At 60.9% G+C, this 17669-nt stretch carries 11 protein-coding genes; 6 read left to right on the top strand and 5 right to left on the bottom strand.

Features of this window, described 5'->3' with window-relative positions; genetic code table 11:
- Entirely contained in the window at positions 1 to 1212 is a 1212-nt protein-coding gene (locus AC2YB9_RS11020; protein ID WP_487265392.1) for an MATE family efflux transporter, read from the bottom strand.
- Between the two features lie 49 nt (positions 1213 to 1261).
- Here AC2YB9_RS11020 and AC2YB9_RS11015 point away from each other — a divergent pair, with 49 nt between their 5' ends.
- A complete protein-coding gene (locus tag AC2YB9_RS11015; RefSeq protein ID WP_487265391.1) occupies positions 1262 to 2911 on the top strand; it encodes an MmpA family trehalose lipid delivery protein in 1650 nt (549 codons plus the stop codon).
- Between the two features lie 51 nt (positions 2912 to 2962).
- On the opposite strand, the gene AC2YB9_RS11010 is transcribed toward AC2YB9_RS11015, so the two are convergent.
- Entirely contained in the window at positions 2963 to 3847 is an 885-nt protein-coding gene (locus AC2YB9_RS11010) for a decaprenyl-phosphate phosphoribosyltransferase (RefSeq protein ID WP_487265390.1), read from the bottom strand.
- 215 nt (positions 3848 to 4062) lie between these two features.
- The gene (locus AC2YB9_RS11005; RefSeq protein ID WP_487265389.1) at positions 4063 to 5208 is read right to left on the bottom strand and encodes a glycosyltransferase family 4 protein; all 1146 of its coding nucleotides are present in this window, start codon (positions 5206 to 5208) and stop codon (positions 4063 to 4065) included.
- Positions 5209 to 5374: 166 nt separating this feature from the next.
- Here AC2YB9_RS11005 and AC2YB9_RS11000 point away from each other — a divergent pair, with 166 nt between their 5' ends.
- Both AC2YB9_RS11000 and AC2YB9_RS10995 read left to right on the top strand, forming a co-directional pair.
- Positions 5375 to 6109 (top strand): class I SAM-dependent methyltransferase, encoded by a 735-nt coding sequence (locus AC2YB9_RS11000; RefSeq protein WP_487265388.1) that lies wholly within the window; start codon positions 5375 to 5377, stop codon positions 6107 to 6109.
- Positions 6076 to 10170: a DUF3367 domain-containing protein gene (locus AC2YB9_RS10995; RefSeq protein ID WP_487265387.1), complete on the top strand. Its 4095-nt coding sequence runs from the start codon at positions 6076 to 6078 to the stop codon at positions 10168 to 10170. The genes AC2YB9_RS11000 and AC2YB9_RS10995 overlap by 34 nt, the downstream gene beginning before the upstream one ends.
- On the opposite strand, the gene AC2YB9_RS10990 is transcribed toward AC2YB9_RS10995, so the two are convergent.
- A complete protein-coding gene (locus tag AC2YB9_RS10990) occupies positions 10071 to 11261 on the bottom strand; it encodes an acyltransferase family protein (protein ID WP_487265386.1) in 1191 nt (396 codons plus the stop codon). The two genes, AC2YB9_RS10995 and AC2YB9_RS10990, sit on opposite strands and share 100 nt — an antisense overlap.
- Positions 11258 to 13099 carry a hypothetical protein gene (locus AC2YB9_RS10985; protein WP_487265385.1) on the bottom strand — a complete coding sequence of 614 codons (1842 nt, stop codon included), beginning with the start codon at positions 13097 to 13099 and terminating at the stop codon, positions 11258 to 11260. The genes AC2YB9_RS10990 and AC2YB9_RS10985 overlap by 4 nt, the downstream gene beginning before the upstream one ends.
- A gap of 155 nt (positions 13100 to 13254) precedes the next feature.
- Between AC2YB9_RS10985 and pgfA the strand changes: the two genes are divergently transcribed.
- The 3 genes from pgfA (at position 13255) to AC2YB9_RS10970 (ending at position 17644) form a co-directional block, all read left to right on the top strand.
- Positions 13255 to 14259: a cell envelope lipid trafficking protein PgfA gene (gene pgfA, locus AC2YB9_RS10980; protein WP_487265384.1), complete on the top strand. Its 1005-nt coding sequence runs from the start codon at positions 13255 to 13257 to the stop codon at positions 14257 to 14259.
- A 115-nt stretch (positions 14260 to 14374) separates the two neighbouring features.
- Positions 14375 to 16372: a CotH kinase family protein gene (locus AC2YB9_RS10975; RefSeq protein WP_487265383.1), complete on the top strand. Its 1998-nt coding sequence runs from the start codon at positions 14375 to 14377 to the stop codon at positions 16370 to 16372.
- Between the two features lie 9 nt (positions 16373 to 16381).
- Positions 16382 to 17644 (top strand): M18 family aminopeptidase, encoded by a 1263-nt coding sequence (locus AC2YB9_RS10970; protein WP_487265382.1) that lies wholly within the window; start codon positions 16382 to 16384, stop codon positions 17642 to 17644.
- Positions 17645 to 17669 lie beyond the last annotated feature (25 nt).

The raw sequence follows: 17669 nt of genomic DNA, 5'->3' as shown, positions 1-17669 counted from the left end.
TCAGCCAGATTGTTCCGATGTTGTCGGTACGAACCAGACGATCGTGGCGAGTACGGCGGCGACCGAGGCCATTGTGAGGATCAGACCGGTGATTCCGACCCCGAACCCGTAGGCGCAGCCAATCACCGCGATGACGGCGATCCACAGCATGACGACGATTCCGTGCGCGCGTCGTGCCAGCGCGTCAAATGTGAGCAGGTGAACGATTGCCAGGATCGAGCCGGCGAGCGCAAACAGCCATAGTCGTGACGTGATGGCCGCGTATTTGTCACCGCCAACGAACACCAGCGCCAACCGGGGGAGCGCAGCGGTGAGTATGACGGTCAGCGCGCCGAAGGCGGCAACCAAAATGGTGGCCTTACGGCGGGCGAACAGTGATTCGGCCCGAGCAAGAGCAGGGAAGAACACGACGCTGACAAATTGCGGCAGGAACAGCGCACCCTTGGCCACGATCAGACCAGAGGCATACAGGCCGCTCTCATGTGCATCGAACAGGTTGCGCGCAATGATCGAGTCGGCATTGCTGAGCACGAAATAGGCCAATAGTGCGTGTGTGCCGAGGGCGGCCTCGCGGACCAGACTGCGACGACTGGTTAGTTGGGATGCGGATTTCCGGAGTGCGAACAATCGCGTTCCGGCCAGAACCGGCAGCCAAGCGCCCAGCGCGATACCGATCATGGCGGAGTCAACGCCCGGGTGGATTGCAATTGCCGCGGCCCCAACCACGAGTCGGCCAACCCCATTTGCAATATAGATCGACGTGAGCGACTTCCACCGTGAGGTGCCTTGGGCGATTCCGGCCTGTGCCCCCATGACGGTCAACGGGAAGAGCGTCGCACCGCACAAAATGACCGGCCAGTAGGTGCCGAGCTTTAGCATCGGTGTCAGAACAAATGTTGACGCAGCCACCAATGCGGCGACCAACCCGGCGGTAGCGACGGTGACGCGAATCGTGTTGCTAATGATGTCGCCCGCCCGGTCTGGCGCGACCGCAATTCTGCGAGCAGTCGTAGCTTGCAATCCGAGTGAGGCCACGTTGCCGACGAGAATGATGCCGAATAGCGCCGTCAATGCGCCGAATTCTCGCGGCAGCAAAGCGCGAGCGGCAACGATGTTGAAGCCGTAGATGGCCACGTTCATGACCATCATTCCGGCGGCGACTGTTGCCCCTCCGGGGATACGGGCCGGGGCTGACCCGCTGTTGGACGTCACCACGGCACAATAGCCGTGACCGGTTCACGTCTTGCGAAGGGGCAACCACATGCAAGTGCGTCGCTTTGTTCTGCCGACGTGGTCGATAGTGCTTGCGCTGCTCGTATGCGCGCCGTTGCTGCGTCCGGGTTACGTGCTGTCCTATGACATGGTCTGGGTTCCCCACCTTTCGTTGACTCGGCCAGACCTTTGGGGACTTGGTACCGCGTTGCCTAGGGCCGTACCCTCGGACGCCTTCGTTGCTTTGCTCGGTGCGATAGTCCCGGCGATGCTGGTTCAGAAAACGGTGCTGCTCGCTGTCGTGTTCGGATCGGCACTGGGCATGGGGCGTTTGATGAAAACGCAGCCGCTTGCCGCACAACTTGCCGCCGCAACCTTGTTTGCCTGGAACCCTTTTGTCGCCGAACGACTGGCGCTGGGACAGTGGCCGCTTCTGTTGGCATACGCCGCGATCCCGTGGTTGATCCTGACAATTCGAAGCGACGCGGGAGTGCGGCATCCGGGTGTCCCACTCGCACTGTTGGCCACCGCGTTGAGTCCGGCCACCGGACTGATGGGCATTCTGATCGGGTTTGCCGTGAAGAAGCCCGGCCAGACAGCGCGCCTCGCCGTTATTGCGGCTGCCGTCAACGCGCCGTGGCTAGTCGCGGGTCTACTGCATTCGGCGATTGCCCGATCCGACAGTGCCGCAGTGGCGCTGTTCGACCTTCAGCCCGAGGGGCAACTCGGCAAGCTCGGAGCAGCGTTGAGTCTAGGCGGCATTTGGAACACCGACGTGGTTCCCGATTCGCGCACCTTCGTGACAACAGCCGTGTTCGCGGTTGTGATCTGGACGATCATAATCATCGGGCTCCTTGAATTGTGGCAACGAGATCGCCGACTGCTTGTCGGCCTTGGTGGCGCAGGCGCGATTGGCCTCGCGCTTGCACTCAGTGGCTGGCTCGCACCCGGGATTATGGCGGACTTCGTGCGCCACGTACCGGCTGCAGGCATTCTGCGTGATGGCACGCGTTATCTGCTCCTACTCGTGCCGTTGGAAGCAATTGCCTTCGGCCATGGCCTTCATGGGCTCGGGAAACGGATCCGCGGCCGGCAACTCAGACAGTTCGCAGCGGTAGGCGTCATCCTGCTGCCCGTCATCGCGCTCCCAGACCTCGCTTGGGGAGTCGGCGGCCAGCTCCAACCAGCTAGTTATCCAGCCAGCTGGACGGCAGCTCGGCAGACAATCGTGTCAAGCGATCTACCCGGCGACGTGTTGATTTTGCCGTTCTCGGCATACCGCCGGCCCGAATGGAACCGCAGCACTCCAGTCCTAGATCCGGGGGGACGTTTCTTCGGCCGAACCACCGTGACCAACGACGTTCTATTGGTGTCGAACAAGCCGATTGCAGGGGAGGACCCGCGCGCCGCGCGAATTGGCAAGGTCTTGGATAGCCCACATCCGGCCAACCTGTTGGCCCGCGAGGGGATTGGCATCGTTGTCGTCGAGACCGACGCCGGAAAGATCCCAGCCGACACTTTGACGGGGATGAAACGCTTGTATACGGGTACAGGCATTGAGGTGTATGCCATCGACCAGCCGGCGGTGACAGCAATCGATAGCACCGATCGACTCATCATGATCGCCGCATGGACCGCCGCTCTATTGGCGCTTGGGTTCGGCGCGACGGGTTTGGTTCTGCGTCGGTTAAAGCGGTAGCTTCCGAAACATCGGACTGGCTCTGCCCCATCCACTAATGAGCTCGATTTGTTATGTCTGGTAAACCCCAATGGAAAAGACCAAAATCCAGATGAGCGCAATGATCTGCAGGACTCGGTCGTGCAGGACAGCATCCTCGGGTTCACCGGCAAGTCCCCGATCAATGTCGACTGCGTAACGCAGCAAGCCCATGACGAACGGCGCGATGGAAATGGCTTGCCAATTAATCGCAGTGTCCCCAGCGATCTCGAAGGCCCAAAGGCTGTACGCCGTTACAGTTACCGCGGCCGCCAGACTCCAGACAAATCGGAGGTAAGACTCTGAATATTCGGTTAGGTTGCGCCGTGTCCCGGCTTCGGTGCCCAAGGTGCGAAGTTCGGAATAACGTTTCCCTGCGACCATGAAGAGTGATCCGAATGCGGCCACCAACAAAAACCATTGTGAGAGCGGTACCTCGGCTGCAACGCCACCGGCGATAGCGCGCAATAAAAAACCGGCAGCCACAATCGTAATGTCGACCACAGCTTGATGCTTTAGCCACAGCGCGTATGCCAGTTGAAGCAGCACATAGACCGCGAGCACAATTCCGAGATCGCGGTTGACGCAGCTGCCGAGGATCAGACCGCCAGCAACCAGAATGCCCGCTGCTGTGCGGGCGACCGGGATTGAGACCGCGCCCGACGCAATTGGGCGGAGTTGTTTGCGCGGGTGCAGACGATCGGCAGCGAAATCGAACGTGTCGTTATTCAGGTAGACGGCGGCGGCAACAAGCGTGAACGCCACAAACGCCCCGACCGTGTTCAGAAGCACTTGAGGCTCGTCCAGAACGCCTGCCGCCAAGGGAGCAGCAATCACCAGGAGGTTTTTAGTCCATTGCCGCGGACGGGTAGCCGTGAGCAGTGGAGTCCAGCGACGGGTGGGGGGAAGGTCTTTCATGGTGCGATCAGCCTAACGGTGTTCTAGCTCACCAAACGCGTCGATTTTGAATATGACCCTTTTAGGCTGATATGCTGACATTGCCTTGAGGGAGGACATAGATTATGGGAACTATTGCAGGTGGAGCTATCGCCTTTTTTGTTGGACTTGGACTTGCCGGTGCAACCGCATTGGGAGTCGTTCAGTCTCAACAAAGTGCCGGAAATTCTCCGGTTTCATCGACCAATGTGAGTTACGGCAGCAATAACTAAGTCGTTCTTCTGCGCGACCGCTTGATCTAAAACGTGGGCGAATTCCTGTTGGGAGTTTGCCCACGTGAATTTGTGTGACTTCGCCAGTGCGCCACGGCCGAGGAATTCTCGCCGATCGGGGTTTAAGAGTAGTTCCCGAATTGCCGCCGTAAACGTCTCGGGCGAATCTACAAGAATGCCCGAATCCTTGTCATCGATCGACTCTGTCGTCCCGCCGGCGGACCGATAGGCAACTGTAGGTGTCGAATGTGTCCCGGCTTCGCCGACCACGATGCCCCAACCTTCCTTGAGGGAAGGCAGCGCCATCAGCCACGACTGCGCGTAGATCTCGTGCTTTGTCGATTCATCGACGAAGCCGTGGAAGATCACGCGATCGGCGACGCCACGATCCCGCGCGTAAGTGCGAAGTTCTTCTTCCCACCATCCGGTGCCGACAACGTCGAGCATCAAATTGGGTATCTCGGGCGCCAGGTCGGCCAATGCATCAATGGCATGCTCGACCTGCTTGTGCGGCACTAGCCTGCCCACTACACATATACGTGGTGTTTTCGATCGTATCGAGCGGACAACAGGTGCGGGGTCGTTGCCGTTATGAACGATCGAGATTCTGGATCCGTCGACACCCAGCTCGATCAGTTCCATGCGCGTCGCAGCGGAGACTGCGATGTAAGGGCTGTTGCGATACAAGCGAGGTGCCAGCCAGCGTTCAATCCACCAGCCCACCTTGCCCATCAAACCGGGATACACCACCGGCCATTGTTCACGGTGCACATGGTGGACTAGGACCACGACAGGCTTACGGGTCGCGAGGCGGGTGAAGAACGGCAACCCGTTCTGAACATCAACCACAAGGTCGATCTTGCCGAAGCGGCGAAAAAGGATGCCGAAGAACGCATGTGCGTAGACGTCCAATTTTGATCCGCGCCGAATGAAACGGACACCGTCGATGACTTCGTCCCGGGGTGCCTGCGCGTGCGCGGCGCAGAAGATGGTGACCTGGTGTCCACGCTCGGCGAGACCATGAGCCATCGATTCAACGTAGCGTTCGGAGCCCCCGCCTTCAGGGTTCTTCATATCCCGCCAATTACAAAACAGGATGTGCATGGTCATACTCCCAACCGACGGATATCGCCGACGATTTCTTGTGCCGGGCCATCAACCTGGCTGCTCCCCCAGAACCAGCATAAATGCGAGTCTTCCCTCTGAGTTCCGTTCCCTCAACGGATAGCCGATTCTATCAGTCTTTATGGTCCATCGGTCAGGTAAGGTTCTGCGCGTGCCCGCTTCAATTGCCCGTCCTACTCTTCGGCGCTCGTGGCGGCTATTTCGCGCATTCGGCGTCGAACAGACCGATCCGGATCACTTTTATGGCACGTTGGCTCGTGATTCGGTGGCGCAGATCGAGCAGTTCCATGATCTCTCTGGTCAGCGCGTTCTTGATGTGGGCGGTGGTCCGGGATATTTCGCAGATGCGTTTCGCGGCGCCGGCGCGACCTACAACTCGCTCGATGCTGACCTTGGAGAACTTTCGGGTCTGGGTGATCCGGAGCCCGGAACGGTCCTCGGCAGCGGAATGGACCTGCCGTTTCGGGACGACAGCTTTGACGTGACCTACTCTTCGAACGTTCTCGAACACGTAAACCGGCCTTGGCGTATGGCCGACGAAATGGTCCGCGTGACGAAACCCGGTGGACTGGTGTTCCTGTCGTACACACTCTGGTGGGGACCATGGGGAGGCCATGAAACGGCCCCGTGGCATTTCCTTGGTGGACATCGCGCTGCTCGACGGTATGAACGGAAACATGGACACCGACCCAAGAATGTTTTTGGTGAGTCGCTCTTCGCGGTGACCGCATCAGCCGGGCTGAGCTGGGCTCGCCAGCAGGGTGGGGCTGACATCGTTGTCCTCATGCCACGTTATCTGCCGAGATGGTCCTGGTGGATTCTTCGCATTCCGATCCTGCGGGAGTTGGTGACGTGGAACCTCGCAATCGTCCTGAGGAAAAGATGACCGAGGTGCCCACCAAGTTTCAGTGGCGATTTCGGCTGCTGACCTGTTGCCTCGCCTTGACCACGATCGCGTTCATCCAGAGCCCCGGCCGCATCGTCGCTGATACCAAGCTCGATCTCGTTCTCAACCCGGGCGGTTTCCTGCATCGGGCTATGACCCTGTGGGATCCGCACAGCTCGTTTGGGCAGGTGCAGAACCAGGCGTACGGCTACTTCTTTCCGATGGGGCCATTCTTCTGGCTCGGTCACCTGATCCACCTCGATCCGTGGGTCATCCAGCGGCTCTGGTGGGCGCTGCTGCTGTGTGTCGCTTTCGGTGGCATGGTGAAGTTGGCCAGCGAGCTTGGCGTGAAGTCGGACGGCGCACGGCTCCTCGCGGGCTTCGCCTTCGCCCTATCGCCGCGGATATTGACGGTCATTGGGCCGAGCTCGATTGAAGTGTGGCCGACTGCCGTCGCGCCGTGGGTTTTAATTCCGCTGATCATCGCGACCCGCCGAGGGAATCCGTTCAAGGGCGCCGCGCTCAGCGCACTAGCGGTGATGTGCATCGGCGGCGTCAACGCCGCCGCGACACTCGCGGTGCTGCCGCTCGGAGCCCTGTGGCTCCTGTTCGCCGAGCCTGGTCCGCGGCGCCGCCGAATCATGCTTTGGTGGCCACCACTCGTCGTGCTCGGCACACTCTGGTGGATCATCCCGCTGTTCCTGTTGGGTTCCTACAGTCCGGCGTTCCTCGACTACATCGAGAGCTCATCGATCACGACGGTCGCTGCTTCGGCGTTCGATGCCTTGCGAGGTACGACCGACTGGGTGCCCTACATTTCCCCGGCTTCGCAGGCAGGTAACCAGCTAATCAGCCAGCAAGTGCTGATCATTAACGGTGCGGTTGTGGTCGTCCTGGGCCTCGTAGGTCTCGCGATGAAGTCAACCCCGCACCGCCGGTTCCTGTTCGCCGGCCTACTGCTCGGACTAGTGCTCGTGACTGCAGGTCACACCGGATCGATCCAAGGATTCGGTGCCGGATCGATCCAGGAAGCGCTCGATGGCGTGCTGGCGCCCCTGCGCAACACACACAAGTTCGATGTTGTCCTGCGGATTCCACTCGTGATCGGTTTGGCCCATGCGGTATCGGCGCTGACGGGTCGCCAAGTCGTCGAGAAGAGCGGTGATTACGCGGTACGGGCGATCGGCGTCGGTTTCCTCACCGTTGTCGCAGTGACCGGGGCCACGGCACCAGCATGGAGCGGTCAGCTGGCCAACACGGGCTCTTTTACCGCGGTCCCTGACTACTGGGCACAGGCCAGCGACTGGCTCTCCGAGCATGCCACGTCGACCTCGCTGTTGGCACCCGCGTCAGCCTTCCCCGAGTACCTGTGGGGAAGCACAGGAGATGAGCCGCTCCAGCCGTTGTCGACCAGCCCATGGGCAGTCCGCAACAGCATCCCGCTCGCGAATCCGGGAACGATTCGCTTCCTCGACTCGGTCACGGCCGAACTCAACCAGGGCCGGTCCACGGCCGGTCTGGCCGCGACCCTTCGACGGGCGGGCGTCGAGTATCTCGTGGTCCGCAACGACCTAGACACGACTGTCACCGGCACTAATGTGGAGCAGACCTATCGCACCCTCGACGAGTCGGACGGGTTGACAAGTGTCGCGTCGTTCGGCCCGGAGCTCGGCGGCGACCCGGTCTTTGACGCTGGCACTGCAAGGTCCTTCGCGAACGGCGGTTGGCAATCGCGCCACCCGGCGATTGAGGTGTTTAAGGTGCAAGGTGGCGCATTTACGACGGCCCAGACGACACCGTCCACCGTCGTCGGAAATTCCGAGAGCCTAGCGCTCCTTGACGATCTGGGCGTCACCCCTGGCAGTTCGGTCGTCATGGCGCCGGATCAACCTGCTGCGGGCGTGCCGTCGTCGCTCGTGTTGACCGACGGCAACCGGCGTCAGGAAGTTGCCTTCGGCTCGGTTGACGCCAACCGGTCCAATTCGCTGGCCGTCGGCGACCCCTACTCGAGCACTCGCAGGGTCCACGACTACGCCGGGGGTGCTGCGGGCACGTCGTGGCTGGCCGTGCCAAAGCTTGAAGGCGCACGGTCGCTTCAGGCTTCGGGCTCGCGTGCCAATGCCTCGACGGTGGGAGGGACCCGGCCCTCCGAACAGCCGTGGTCCGTGTTCGACGGTGATCCGCGCACCTCATGGACAACCACCGACAAAAATCCGTGGCTCAAACTTCGTCTCGACGGACCCCAAGACCTTGGCGTCGTCACGATCACCCCTAACCGAGCGCCTGGAGTCCAGCAGCGACTAACCGTGCAGACCGAACGAGGCCCGCGACAGATCGTGACCGACGGCCGTGTGCCGGTCTCCGTGCCGGTCGGAACCGTCAAGGACCTCAAAATCGCGGGCTCTACCACCGGCGGGAGGCTGTCGATCGCCGAGGTCACCAGCTCGAACCTGTATGTCTCCCGCCCGCTCGTGCTCCCGACCGTTCCGGCCGCCTGGCCCGCCCCAAACCACATCGTTCTCGGCGATGATGGCGTCGATCGGCCCGGCTGTCTCCAGATCGAGGGCATCGACCGCTGCCGAGCCGATCTCGAGGAGCACGGTGAGGACAGTTTCGGGATCGACCGGCGTCTGTCGCTACCTTCGGCGGCTGACTATCGCGTTGTGATGACCGTGCAGCCGGTGGGCGGCGCCGCGCTGGATGCCTACCTCCAACAAGACGACAAGGCTCAGATCACATCGTCGTCGACGATCAACGACGATCCTCGTACGAGCGTCAGCCGGATCATGGATCAGGACCTCAAGACCGGCTGGATTGCCCGGCCGGGCGACACCGATCCGTTCGTGTCAGTCGTCTGGTCGAAGCCCCGGAAACTGTCGTCGATCCACCTCAATACCGCCGGTTCGATGCCGGCGAGCCAGCCGAAGAAAGTGGTCCTCGAATTCGGTAAGGGCGTTCAGCGCACGGCAACGCTCGTCGACGGTGTCGCGTCGTTCCCCGAAGTTACGAGCGACCGGGTCGATGTCCACCTGACCGCGGTGACACATTCGCTGACCTTCGACCCCTCCGGCCTGGGGGAGCGGCTCCCGGTCGGTATTAGCGAGCTGTGGTTCGGGCCGGTCCGCAACAACACGGTCGATACTTCCGACAAGATGATCACCTTGCCGTGCGGCGTCGGTCCGTCCCTAACCATCGATGGCATCGCATACAAGACCTCGATCGCGACATCGACCGCGGATCTGGCGGACGCTCGGTCCGCCCAAGCGACCCTATGTTCGCCGGATCCACTGAGCCTCGGCGCCGGTGACCATTTGCTACAGGTCAAAGCCTCGCCGATGTTCCGAGCGACAAGCACCGAGTTGTCCCAATCATCGGAAGTGACACGGATCGCGGCGACGGTCCTGGACCGCAAGGACTCTTCGGACTCCAAACGTACGATCGCTCTCCCAGCTGACCGCGACCCGTCGATCGTCACTACGAGCGAGAACTTCAACAAGGGCTGGGTCGCACGGTTGGACGGCAAGGTCCTGACGTCGTTGCAGGTCAACGGCTGGCAGCAGGCCTGGAAGGTCCCTGCGCACAGCGCGTCAACGATCACTCTGACCTATCAACCCAACCGGCTCTACCGCGTCGGGCTCGTCGCCGGCGCTGCCGGTGCGGTGTTGCTGTTGGTCCTGGTGCTCTGGCGCCGCGACGATCTCGTCGTGGTGGGTAAAACGCGCAGGACCCGTCGATTTGCGGGAGTCATTCCGGTCGTCGGCGTCGTCGCCGGTTTCGGGCTTGTCGGTGGACTACCGTTCCTCGTCGCGCTGACCGTCGGTGCCGCCGCAGCGTGGCTACTTGTCCATCGGGGTCTCGATCCCACGTGGTTGCCCGCAGTGCCGCTGACAGTTGCCGCCCTCTTCTATGTCGTCCGCCCGTGGGGAACGGCATCAGACTGGGCCGGCACGTTTCAGATTCCTCAGATCTGCGTTGCGCTGACGCTCGGAACCCTGGCCTTCACCGTCTTGTCGGACCGCCAGGTCTTGAGCCGTAGGAACGGCAACTCCACCAAGCGATAGAGCAGCTCGGAAACAACCAGACTGATCACAAGGACGACGACGAAGAGCACGTATGGATTGCTCTGGAACAATTCGAAGCCGAGTCGTGGGGCGGCGAGATCGAGCACGATGACATGGCAGCAGAACAGGCTGTACGAGATGTGGCCGATGTGTCGGAGCCATGGATGGGACAAGACGCGAGCCGTGATCGTGTCGTCCGGCCCCAGCACGCACGGGATGATGACCAGAAACGCGATGAGGCCGTACAGGATGTTGCGAACGACCGCCTCGGATGGCTGGATCACCACGAGGAACGGTGAGCCCGCGATCGGCGTCGCGCTCAGGACGAATAGGACGAAAGCCGCAATCCAACACGTCGCGCGGTCGCGAGCCATCGTTACGATGCGCCGGGTGATCCGGAGACGTGGTTGGGCCTCGTCGAGTGTGATGATCGCAAGCAGAAGGCCGAGCGAGAACCACCCGATGTAACTCAGCAGTGAGCGGCTCGTCCAACTGTCGAACTTTGCCGCGCCGCTGGTCACTTCGGCAACCCAGATGACGTTGGCGACATAGAACGCGGCCAGGCAAGCGACGAGTCGCCGGGGACGCCAACTGCGGCGGCACACAATGGTGAACAGGAAAGCCATCAACAGCGGCAGTACTAGATAGAACGCCACCTCGGTCGCCAGACTCCACATCTGCGTGAGGCCCTGCGGCAAACTTTCAGCGAAATAGAGGTCGACGAGGGCGAAATTTTGAAGCCAGCGGATCGGTCCGAGACCGTCGTTCTCGCTGATCAGCAGCAGCGCGGCGACCACGCAGACGAGATAGACCGGCAGGATGCGCAGCGCTCGCTTCCAGAAGTAGCGCGAAGTGCTGTCGTGGCGATCACCGGTCATCATGGTCTGTAGGAACGGTCGACCGAGGAGGAATCCGGAAAGCACGAAGAAGATTGCTACCCCGACCTCGAGTCGCTGCGTCGCGACGCCAATCAGGCCAGCCCCGTAGGCACCGGCCCAGAAAGACGTGTGGGTGCCGACGACGGCGATGGATCCCACGGCACGCATTGTGTCGAGTTGTGGATAGGAACGTCGTAGCGTGAGCTGAGTCATTGGGGCACAATCGTCGGGCCGATGCGTAGGCTGTCCAGACAGAGTGTCACTCCGTCGGCGGGAGCGATCGTGACAGAATCATAGACGCCTTCGGTCCGGATAAACAGCGTGTGTCTTCCGCGCTCGACCGGGCTATGACTGCTCTTGTAGCCTGCGACAACGTCGACGCTGCCAGCTCGGTCGGCTCGATAGGTCACGGCGAGCCAGAACGGATAGTCGTAGGTCTTTGCGCCGAGGTCGATCACCCTCGGTATCGGCCCGGACACACAATCGCCGAGAGCCGTCGGAGGCAGATCCATACCGCCGTCGACACGCCCTGGTTCGAGGACGCCGAAAGCGTTGAACACTTCCATATCCGTGGCGATGGACGGCGTCCTGAACTTGTTTGCGAGCGGCGCCATCAGCACGGCGATCTGGTTGTAGGGCAGCAACAGTCCCGGCATGACGGTTTCGGGCGAGTTCTGATCGGCGAGAACGACCGGGGTCGGGCGCTGTTCGAGCTGTTGCTTGGCCGTCGTGATGAACGATCGAGTGGCGAAGTCGCGGTGCCATGGTTCGACGTACTTGACCGAAGAATAGAGCGCCCCGCTGACGAACAGTGCGCCGGCGAGGATCCACGCCCAAGCCGGAATCGTGATCGCAATCAGTGGGGTTTCGCGCGGGCGTAGTGGATCCGTCGCACCACGCATTGGCATGATCATCAGCCCGATTGCAAGCGTTAGGAACGGCAACAGATCGGTCCAATAGCGGATGTCGAGCGATGCTCCGACCCCGAATAACGCGGAGCGCCCGCTTGCGATGGTCAGGAACGACGCGATGACGAACGGCACCACGAAATACAAAGGTTTGAGCGCACCATGGGATTGGCTCGCCGCATAAACCAAGAGTCCGATGATCACGACGATCGACAAAGTCGAGGCGATCTGCGGGGGCCCGGACAGGAGCCGCGGACCCATACCCTCGCCCAGCCACAGCCAGCGCCATGGTCCGCCCAAGATGCCGGTCGCCAGCCCCGACACGATGCTGTCGTTGGCGACGGACAAGTAGTCGGGCTTAACCGTCGTCGGCGCGGCCTTCTCACCATGGGTGGCATATAGCGTGAGGTAGACGACACCCAAGGCTGCGTACAAGGTCCAGGCGAACCAATAACGTCGTAGCACCGTTCTGATCCGCCGTATGGCAGAACCGTTGGCGAAGTAGCTCAAGGCGACCATGCCCAGGACGAGCGGAATCAGAATCGCCTTGACATATGAGAGCAAACCGAACCCGAACGCCAGCGCCGCGAGGATGGCATACCGTTTGCTTCCTATGCGCAGGTAGAGGACATGAAACGTCACGGCGCCGAACGCTGCAATCTGGACCGGCAGGAAATTGATCGCCGACGCCCACCACATCACAGCCGGCATTGAAATTGCGGCGAACAGGTAAAATGCGAGCGGGATGAGGATCCTGGGACGGTTGCCGAACAGAGTCCGCAGCATCCACCAGCAGCTGAGGCTAGCGATGGCCTGCAGTGCGACGAGTTCAGTCGCGGCGGCTGCCCAGTTGAACGAGCCTGCCTTGCCGACGATGGCGACAAGGAGGAATCCGACCGGCATGAAGTGCACATTATGTCGATGGAAGTACCACGACAGGTGTTCGCTTTTGCCCTGTGCGACGTCGGAGAGAAATAGCAGGTCGTCGCTGATGAACCAGCCACCGTAGATCGCCCAGGCGCGGAATGCGACCTGGATCGCAATCAGCGCAAGCGCGATCGTCGTGATGAGCGAGGCTCGAGATCTGCGGTCCGCCGCGGCCGTGCTCAGGTTTTTGACAGCCTGCACGACGAGTGAACTCACGAGCCAAATCATGTCACAGACTTGGGTCGTCTTGGCCCTGTTCCCAAACGCGGCAGCGGCAGCCGAAGCCTCGAAGTTTTTCCCACGTCTTAGTTGCCGAATCTGACCCCGAACACTGGTACCGTGACCGAGACATTATGTGGAGGGAGCCCACTGTGGTTAGAAAACTGGGATTGGTCGCGCTGTTTCTCGGTGCGTTTTTGATCGTGCTTGCTGCACTGTCGAAGTTCTATATGTACGACCGGTTGGCGGTCGCGCCGATGAATACGCAAACGTCGAGTACCGCCGTAACCCTTCCGGGTGCCGATGCTCAGTATCTCGATGTCGCGGCTGGCCTCAAGGTCGTGACCGGACCGTTGAAAAATACGAAAGTCATTTCCGGCGATGTTGCCGCGAGCAAGAAGGCAAGTAAGGCGCTGGGTCGTGACATTGACGTATGGGACGTCTATGACTGCACCGACAAGGCAGATTTCGACTGCGGCAGTGGGGAGACCCCGCTGAGCGGGACGACCGACCGCGTCGCCTTCGACGCTAACACCGGTGAGACCGTCGCTTGGAAGGACACCAAGTCGGTGAGTGGTGGCGAAACCATCGCTCCGGCCGACTTCAAGGGTCTCTACTTCAAGTTCCCATTCGACGCACAGAAGAAGACCTACGGCATGTGGGACGGCACGGTGCGGAAGGCTATTCCCACCAAATACGTCGGCCAAGGCATGGTCAAGGGAATGAAGGTCTATAAGTACGTGCAGACAATCGCTCCGGTTAAAACCGGCACGATTGACGTTCCCGGCTCTTTGGTTGGGTCGGACAAGGCAACAGTCACGGCTGATCAGATCTACTCGGCCGTGACCAAATACAGTGTCGATCCGGTCACCGGAGCAATCTTGATTGGTGAAGGTGCGCAGGACAACTACCTGGAACTCAACGGTGAGCGTGTGCTGACCACGACGAAGGCAACACTGAAACTCACTGACAGGAATACCACCGACACCGTCAACGAATACAAGTCAAAGGCCACTTTGCTTAAACTGGTCCAGACCGGCTTTCCGATCGGCGGCGGAATCGCTGGCCTCGTTCTGTTGGTGCTAGGCGGAGTTGCACTCCGTTCCAATAGCACTGGCGGCTCGGGCAAGCGTGCACACGCAGATCTCGAGAACTAGTTCAACTAAGCAAGAACTGCCGCGTATCTTCGGGTGCGCGGCAGTTCTGTTCTAGCTGCACCCTCGACCGCTGGGTCGGGTATCCAATCGGCCCAGCCATATCTTCGGAGATGTTATGGAGCGCATACAACTCCAACCGCGCCGGGTTCTTGCGATGCTGCTCGCGGCGATCCTCGGTTGCGCAGTGCTGGTCGCGGTTCCGAGCGTCACCGATCGTTCTGCGGCTTATGCGGCAAGCAACACGTTGTCAGCTTCTCCAAGCCGTCCCATTTCGGGCGAAAACTTCTTGTTCACCTTCAGATTGTCGTCGAAGGTCGCACGGCCCGTCACCCTCCAACGGAGGTCGGGAAAGAACTGGAAGACCGTGGCCCGCAGCAAGACGAAGTCGTCCGGCGCCGGTACCTTCTCCACGAAGATGACGGCCTCATCGACGAAGTATCGTGTCTACGCGCCGAAGACGACGGTGACGGCGAAGAAGAAAAAGAAGAAAAAGAAGACGACGTATAAGTCGCGATACACCTCGCAGCGCACCGTCTACACGGTTGCCCAGTCAGGGTCGCTCACCTTGGGCGTCGCTGACCGGTCCACGCATCGCGCCGCCGCGACAGCAACGTTCACGCCAGCGCGCTCGGGGCGACTCGTAAGGTTGCAAGTTCTCGACGCGGAGGGCGTCTGGCGGGACCTGGCGGCAGCGAAGAAGCAGAGTTCGGCTGGCCGGGTGGTGTTCGCCAATGCGGTGCGCGCCGATGTCGAGCAGCCCCAAGCCATTCGGGCGTCGGCCTCGGCCTACAAGGGCGCGTCGGGTGTGAGCGTCAAGACAACGATGGCGGCGGCACCGCCCGCGCCCAAACCGGATCCCGACCCGCAGCCTGATCCGGATCCCCAACCAGATCCTGACCCGCAACCTGACCTTGCGGTGCTTCCGAAGATTTCGATCACGACGGATGCCGCGACGCCCATTACGACAAAGGACACCTACGTCGCGGCAACCTTGACGGTCGATCCGCGTGGCTCAAGCACCAAAGCGTTCGACGGTCGCATGCGCATTCGGGTCCGGGGAAACAGCACCGCGTGGCTGAACAAACGATCTTTCAAGGTCAAACTCGATGCAAAGGCCGAAGTACTCGGCATGCCAGCCTCGAAGGACTGGGTAATGCTGGCGAATTTTTACGACCGGTCGATGCTGCGCAATGCGGTCGCCTTCGAGATCGGGCGTCGTCTGCGCATGCCGTGGACGCCGCGCATGGAGTTCGTCGAGGTCGTTGTCAATGGATCGTTCCAGGGGCTCTACCAGTTCGGTGAAGGTATCAAGGTGGCCAAAACCCGGGTCAACATCACCAGCCTCGAGGCCGATCAACCCCCGGAGGCGGGTGGGTATCTCCTGGAAGCTGACGCTTGGCCTGATGACGACCCGAGTTTTTTCACCACGCAGGGGCTTCACATCAACATCAAAGATCCCGACGATCTTCCCACGACCCAAAGCGACTACATCACCGACTACGTTCAGCGTTTCGAGGACGTGCTCTACTCCGACGACTTCGCCGATCCGCTCAACGGATACGCCAAGTATCTTGATGTGGACTCGGCCGTTGACTGGTATTTGGCCAATGAACTGATGAAGAACATCGACGCATCGATGAATAACAGTTGCTGGATGTATAAGGACGCCGGCGGGAAGTTGACCTTCGGTCCGCTGTGGGACTTCGACCTGAGTGCGGGCAACCGCCAGGAATGGGAAACCAGCAGCCCGCAGGGGTGGTTCATCCGAACGAACTGGTTCGATGCTGGCCATCCGGGATCCGGTCCATCACAGATCAAAGGCCCCCAGGGTCACTGGCTCAATCGGCTTTTCGAGGATCCCGCCTTTGAGGCCAAGGTGCGTGCGCGCTGGGCGGAAGTCGCGCCGTCGTTGGCGACGATTCCCGCGTTCGTGACGGCCAGCGCGGCCACCGTCGCTGATGCCGCCTCGGTTAACTTCACCATCTGGCAGATCGACGCCACATTCCTCGACGAAGACCATGTGTTCTGGGGGACCTGGGACAGTGAGGTCAGCCACCTCACTGACTGGTTGCAGCAGCGGATCGATTGGATGAGCAGCGAACTCGCGGGGTAGGTTGAGTCCATGGCTCGTGCATCTGCAGCAGACCTTTGCCGTTTCGTCGACCAATCGCCGTCTCCGTTCCATGTATGCGCGACGGTGGCCGCCGATCTGGAGGACGCCGGCTACGGCCGCATTGAGGAAACCGATGCATGGCCAGCCGCGCCGGGAAAATACTTCCTGATCCGGGGTGGTTCGCTGATTGCGTTCAACACCGAATCGGCGACGGCGGCCAGTGACGGCTTCCGCATTATTGGTGGGCATACCGACAGCCCCAATTTGCGCGTCAAGCAAAATCACGACGTCGACTTGCTGGGCTTGGACGTTGTCGCACTCGAACCATATGGCGGCGCTTGGCTGAACTCCTGGCTCGACCGTGATCTGGGCATCTCCGGCCGATTGTCACTGCGCGATGGCACCGATCGTCTGGTGCATGTGGCCGAGCCGGTCTTGCAGGTGCCACAACTGGCTATTCATCTGTCCGAAGAACGCAAGGGCGTGACGCTTGACCCGCAACGCCAAGTCAATGCGATCTGGGGTCAGGGGAGCGGTTATGCCTTCCTTGAATGGATCGCCGACTTCGCTGGCGTGGTGTGCGATGACGTCCTTGGCTTTGAGCTGATGACCCATGACACCGCGCCGAGCGCAATAGTCGGCGCTGGCTCGGAATTCGTGTCCGCCCCGCGGCTCGACAACCAAGGCACCTGTTTCGCTGGCAGTCGTGCCTTCCTCGCGGCCACGCCGGCAGCTGGCACCCGTACGGTGTTGGTGCTGTTCGACCACGAGGAAGTTGGCAGCATGTCAGAGCGGGGCGCCTTCTCCGATTTATTGGCGACCGTGCTTGAACGAATTGTGTTGGCCGCCGGTGGTAGCCGTGACGAATTCCATCGGGCCATTGCCGCATCGATCCACGCCTCCGGTGACATGGCCCATGCCACGCACCCGAACTACATTGACCGCCACGAACCGCTCCACCGCATTGAAATCAACGGCGGACCAGTGCTGAAAATCAACCAGAATCTTCGCTATGCAAGCGATGCGGTCGGCGCACGGGCATTCGCGCTCGCATGCGATCAGGCCGGCGTTCCGCTGCAGCGATACGTCCACCGGGCCGACCTGCCCTGTGGCTCAACGATCGGCCCGATTGCCGCATCGCGCACGGGCATCACGACAGTTGACGTCGGCGCCCCGCAACTGGCGATGCATTCGGCTCGTGAACTCATGGGCGCGCGCGACATCATGATGTATGCCGATGCGCTGGAGGCGTTCCTCGCACCGAAGGACTAGCTCGCGAGACTTGACCCAAGAGTCG

It is taken from the genome of Aeromicrobium changchenzhani (assembly GCF_057586615.1).
Note: the sequence above shows the minus strand (reverse complement) of the source record. Positions and strands in the feature narration are given on the sequence as shown.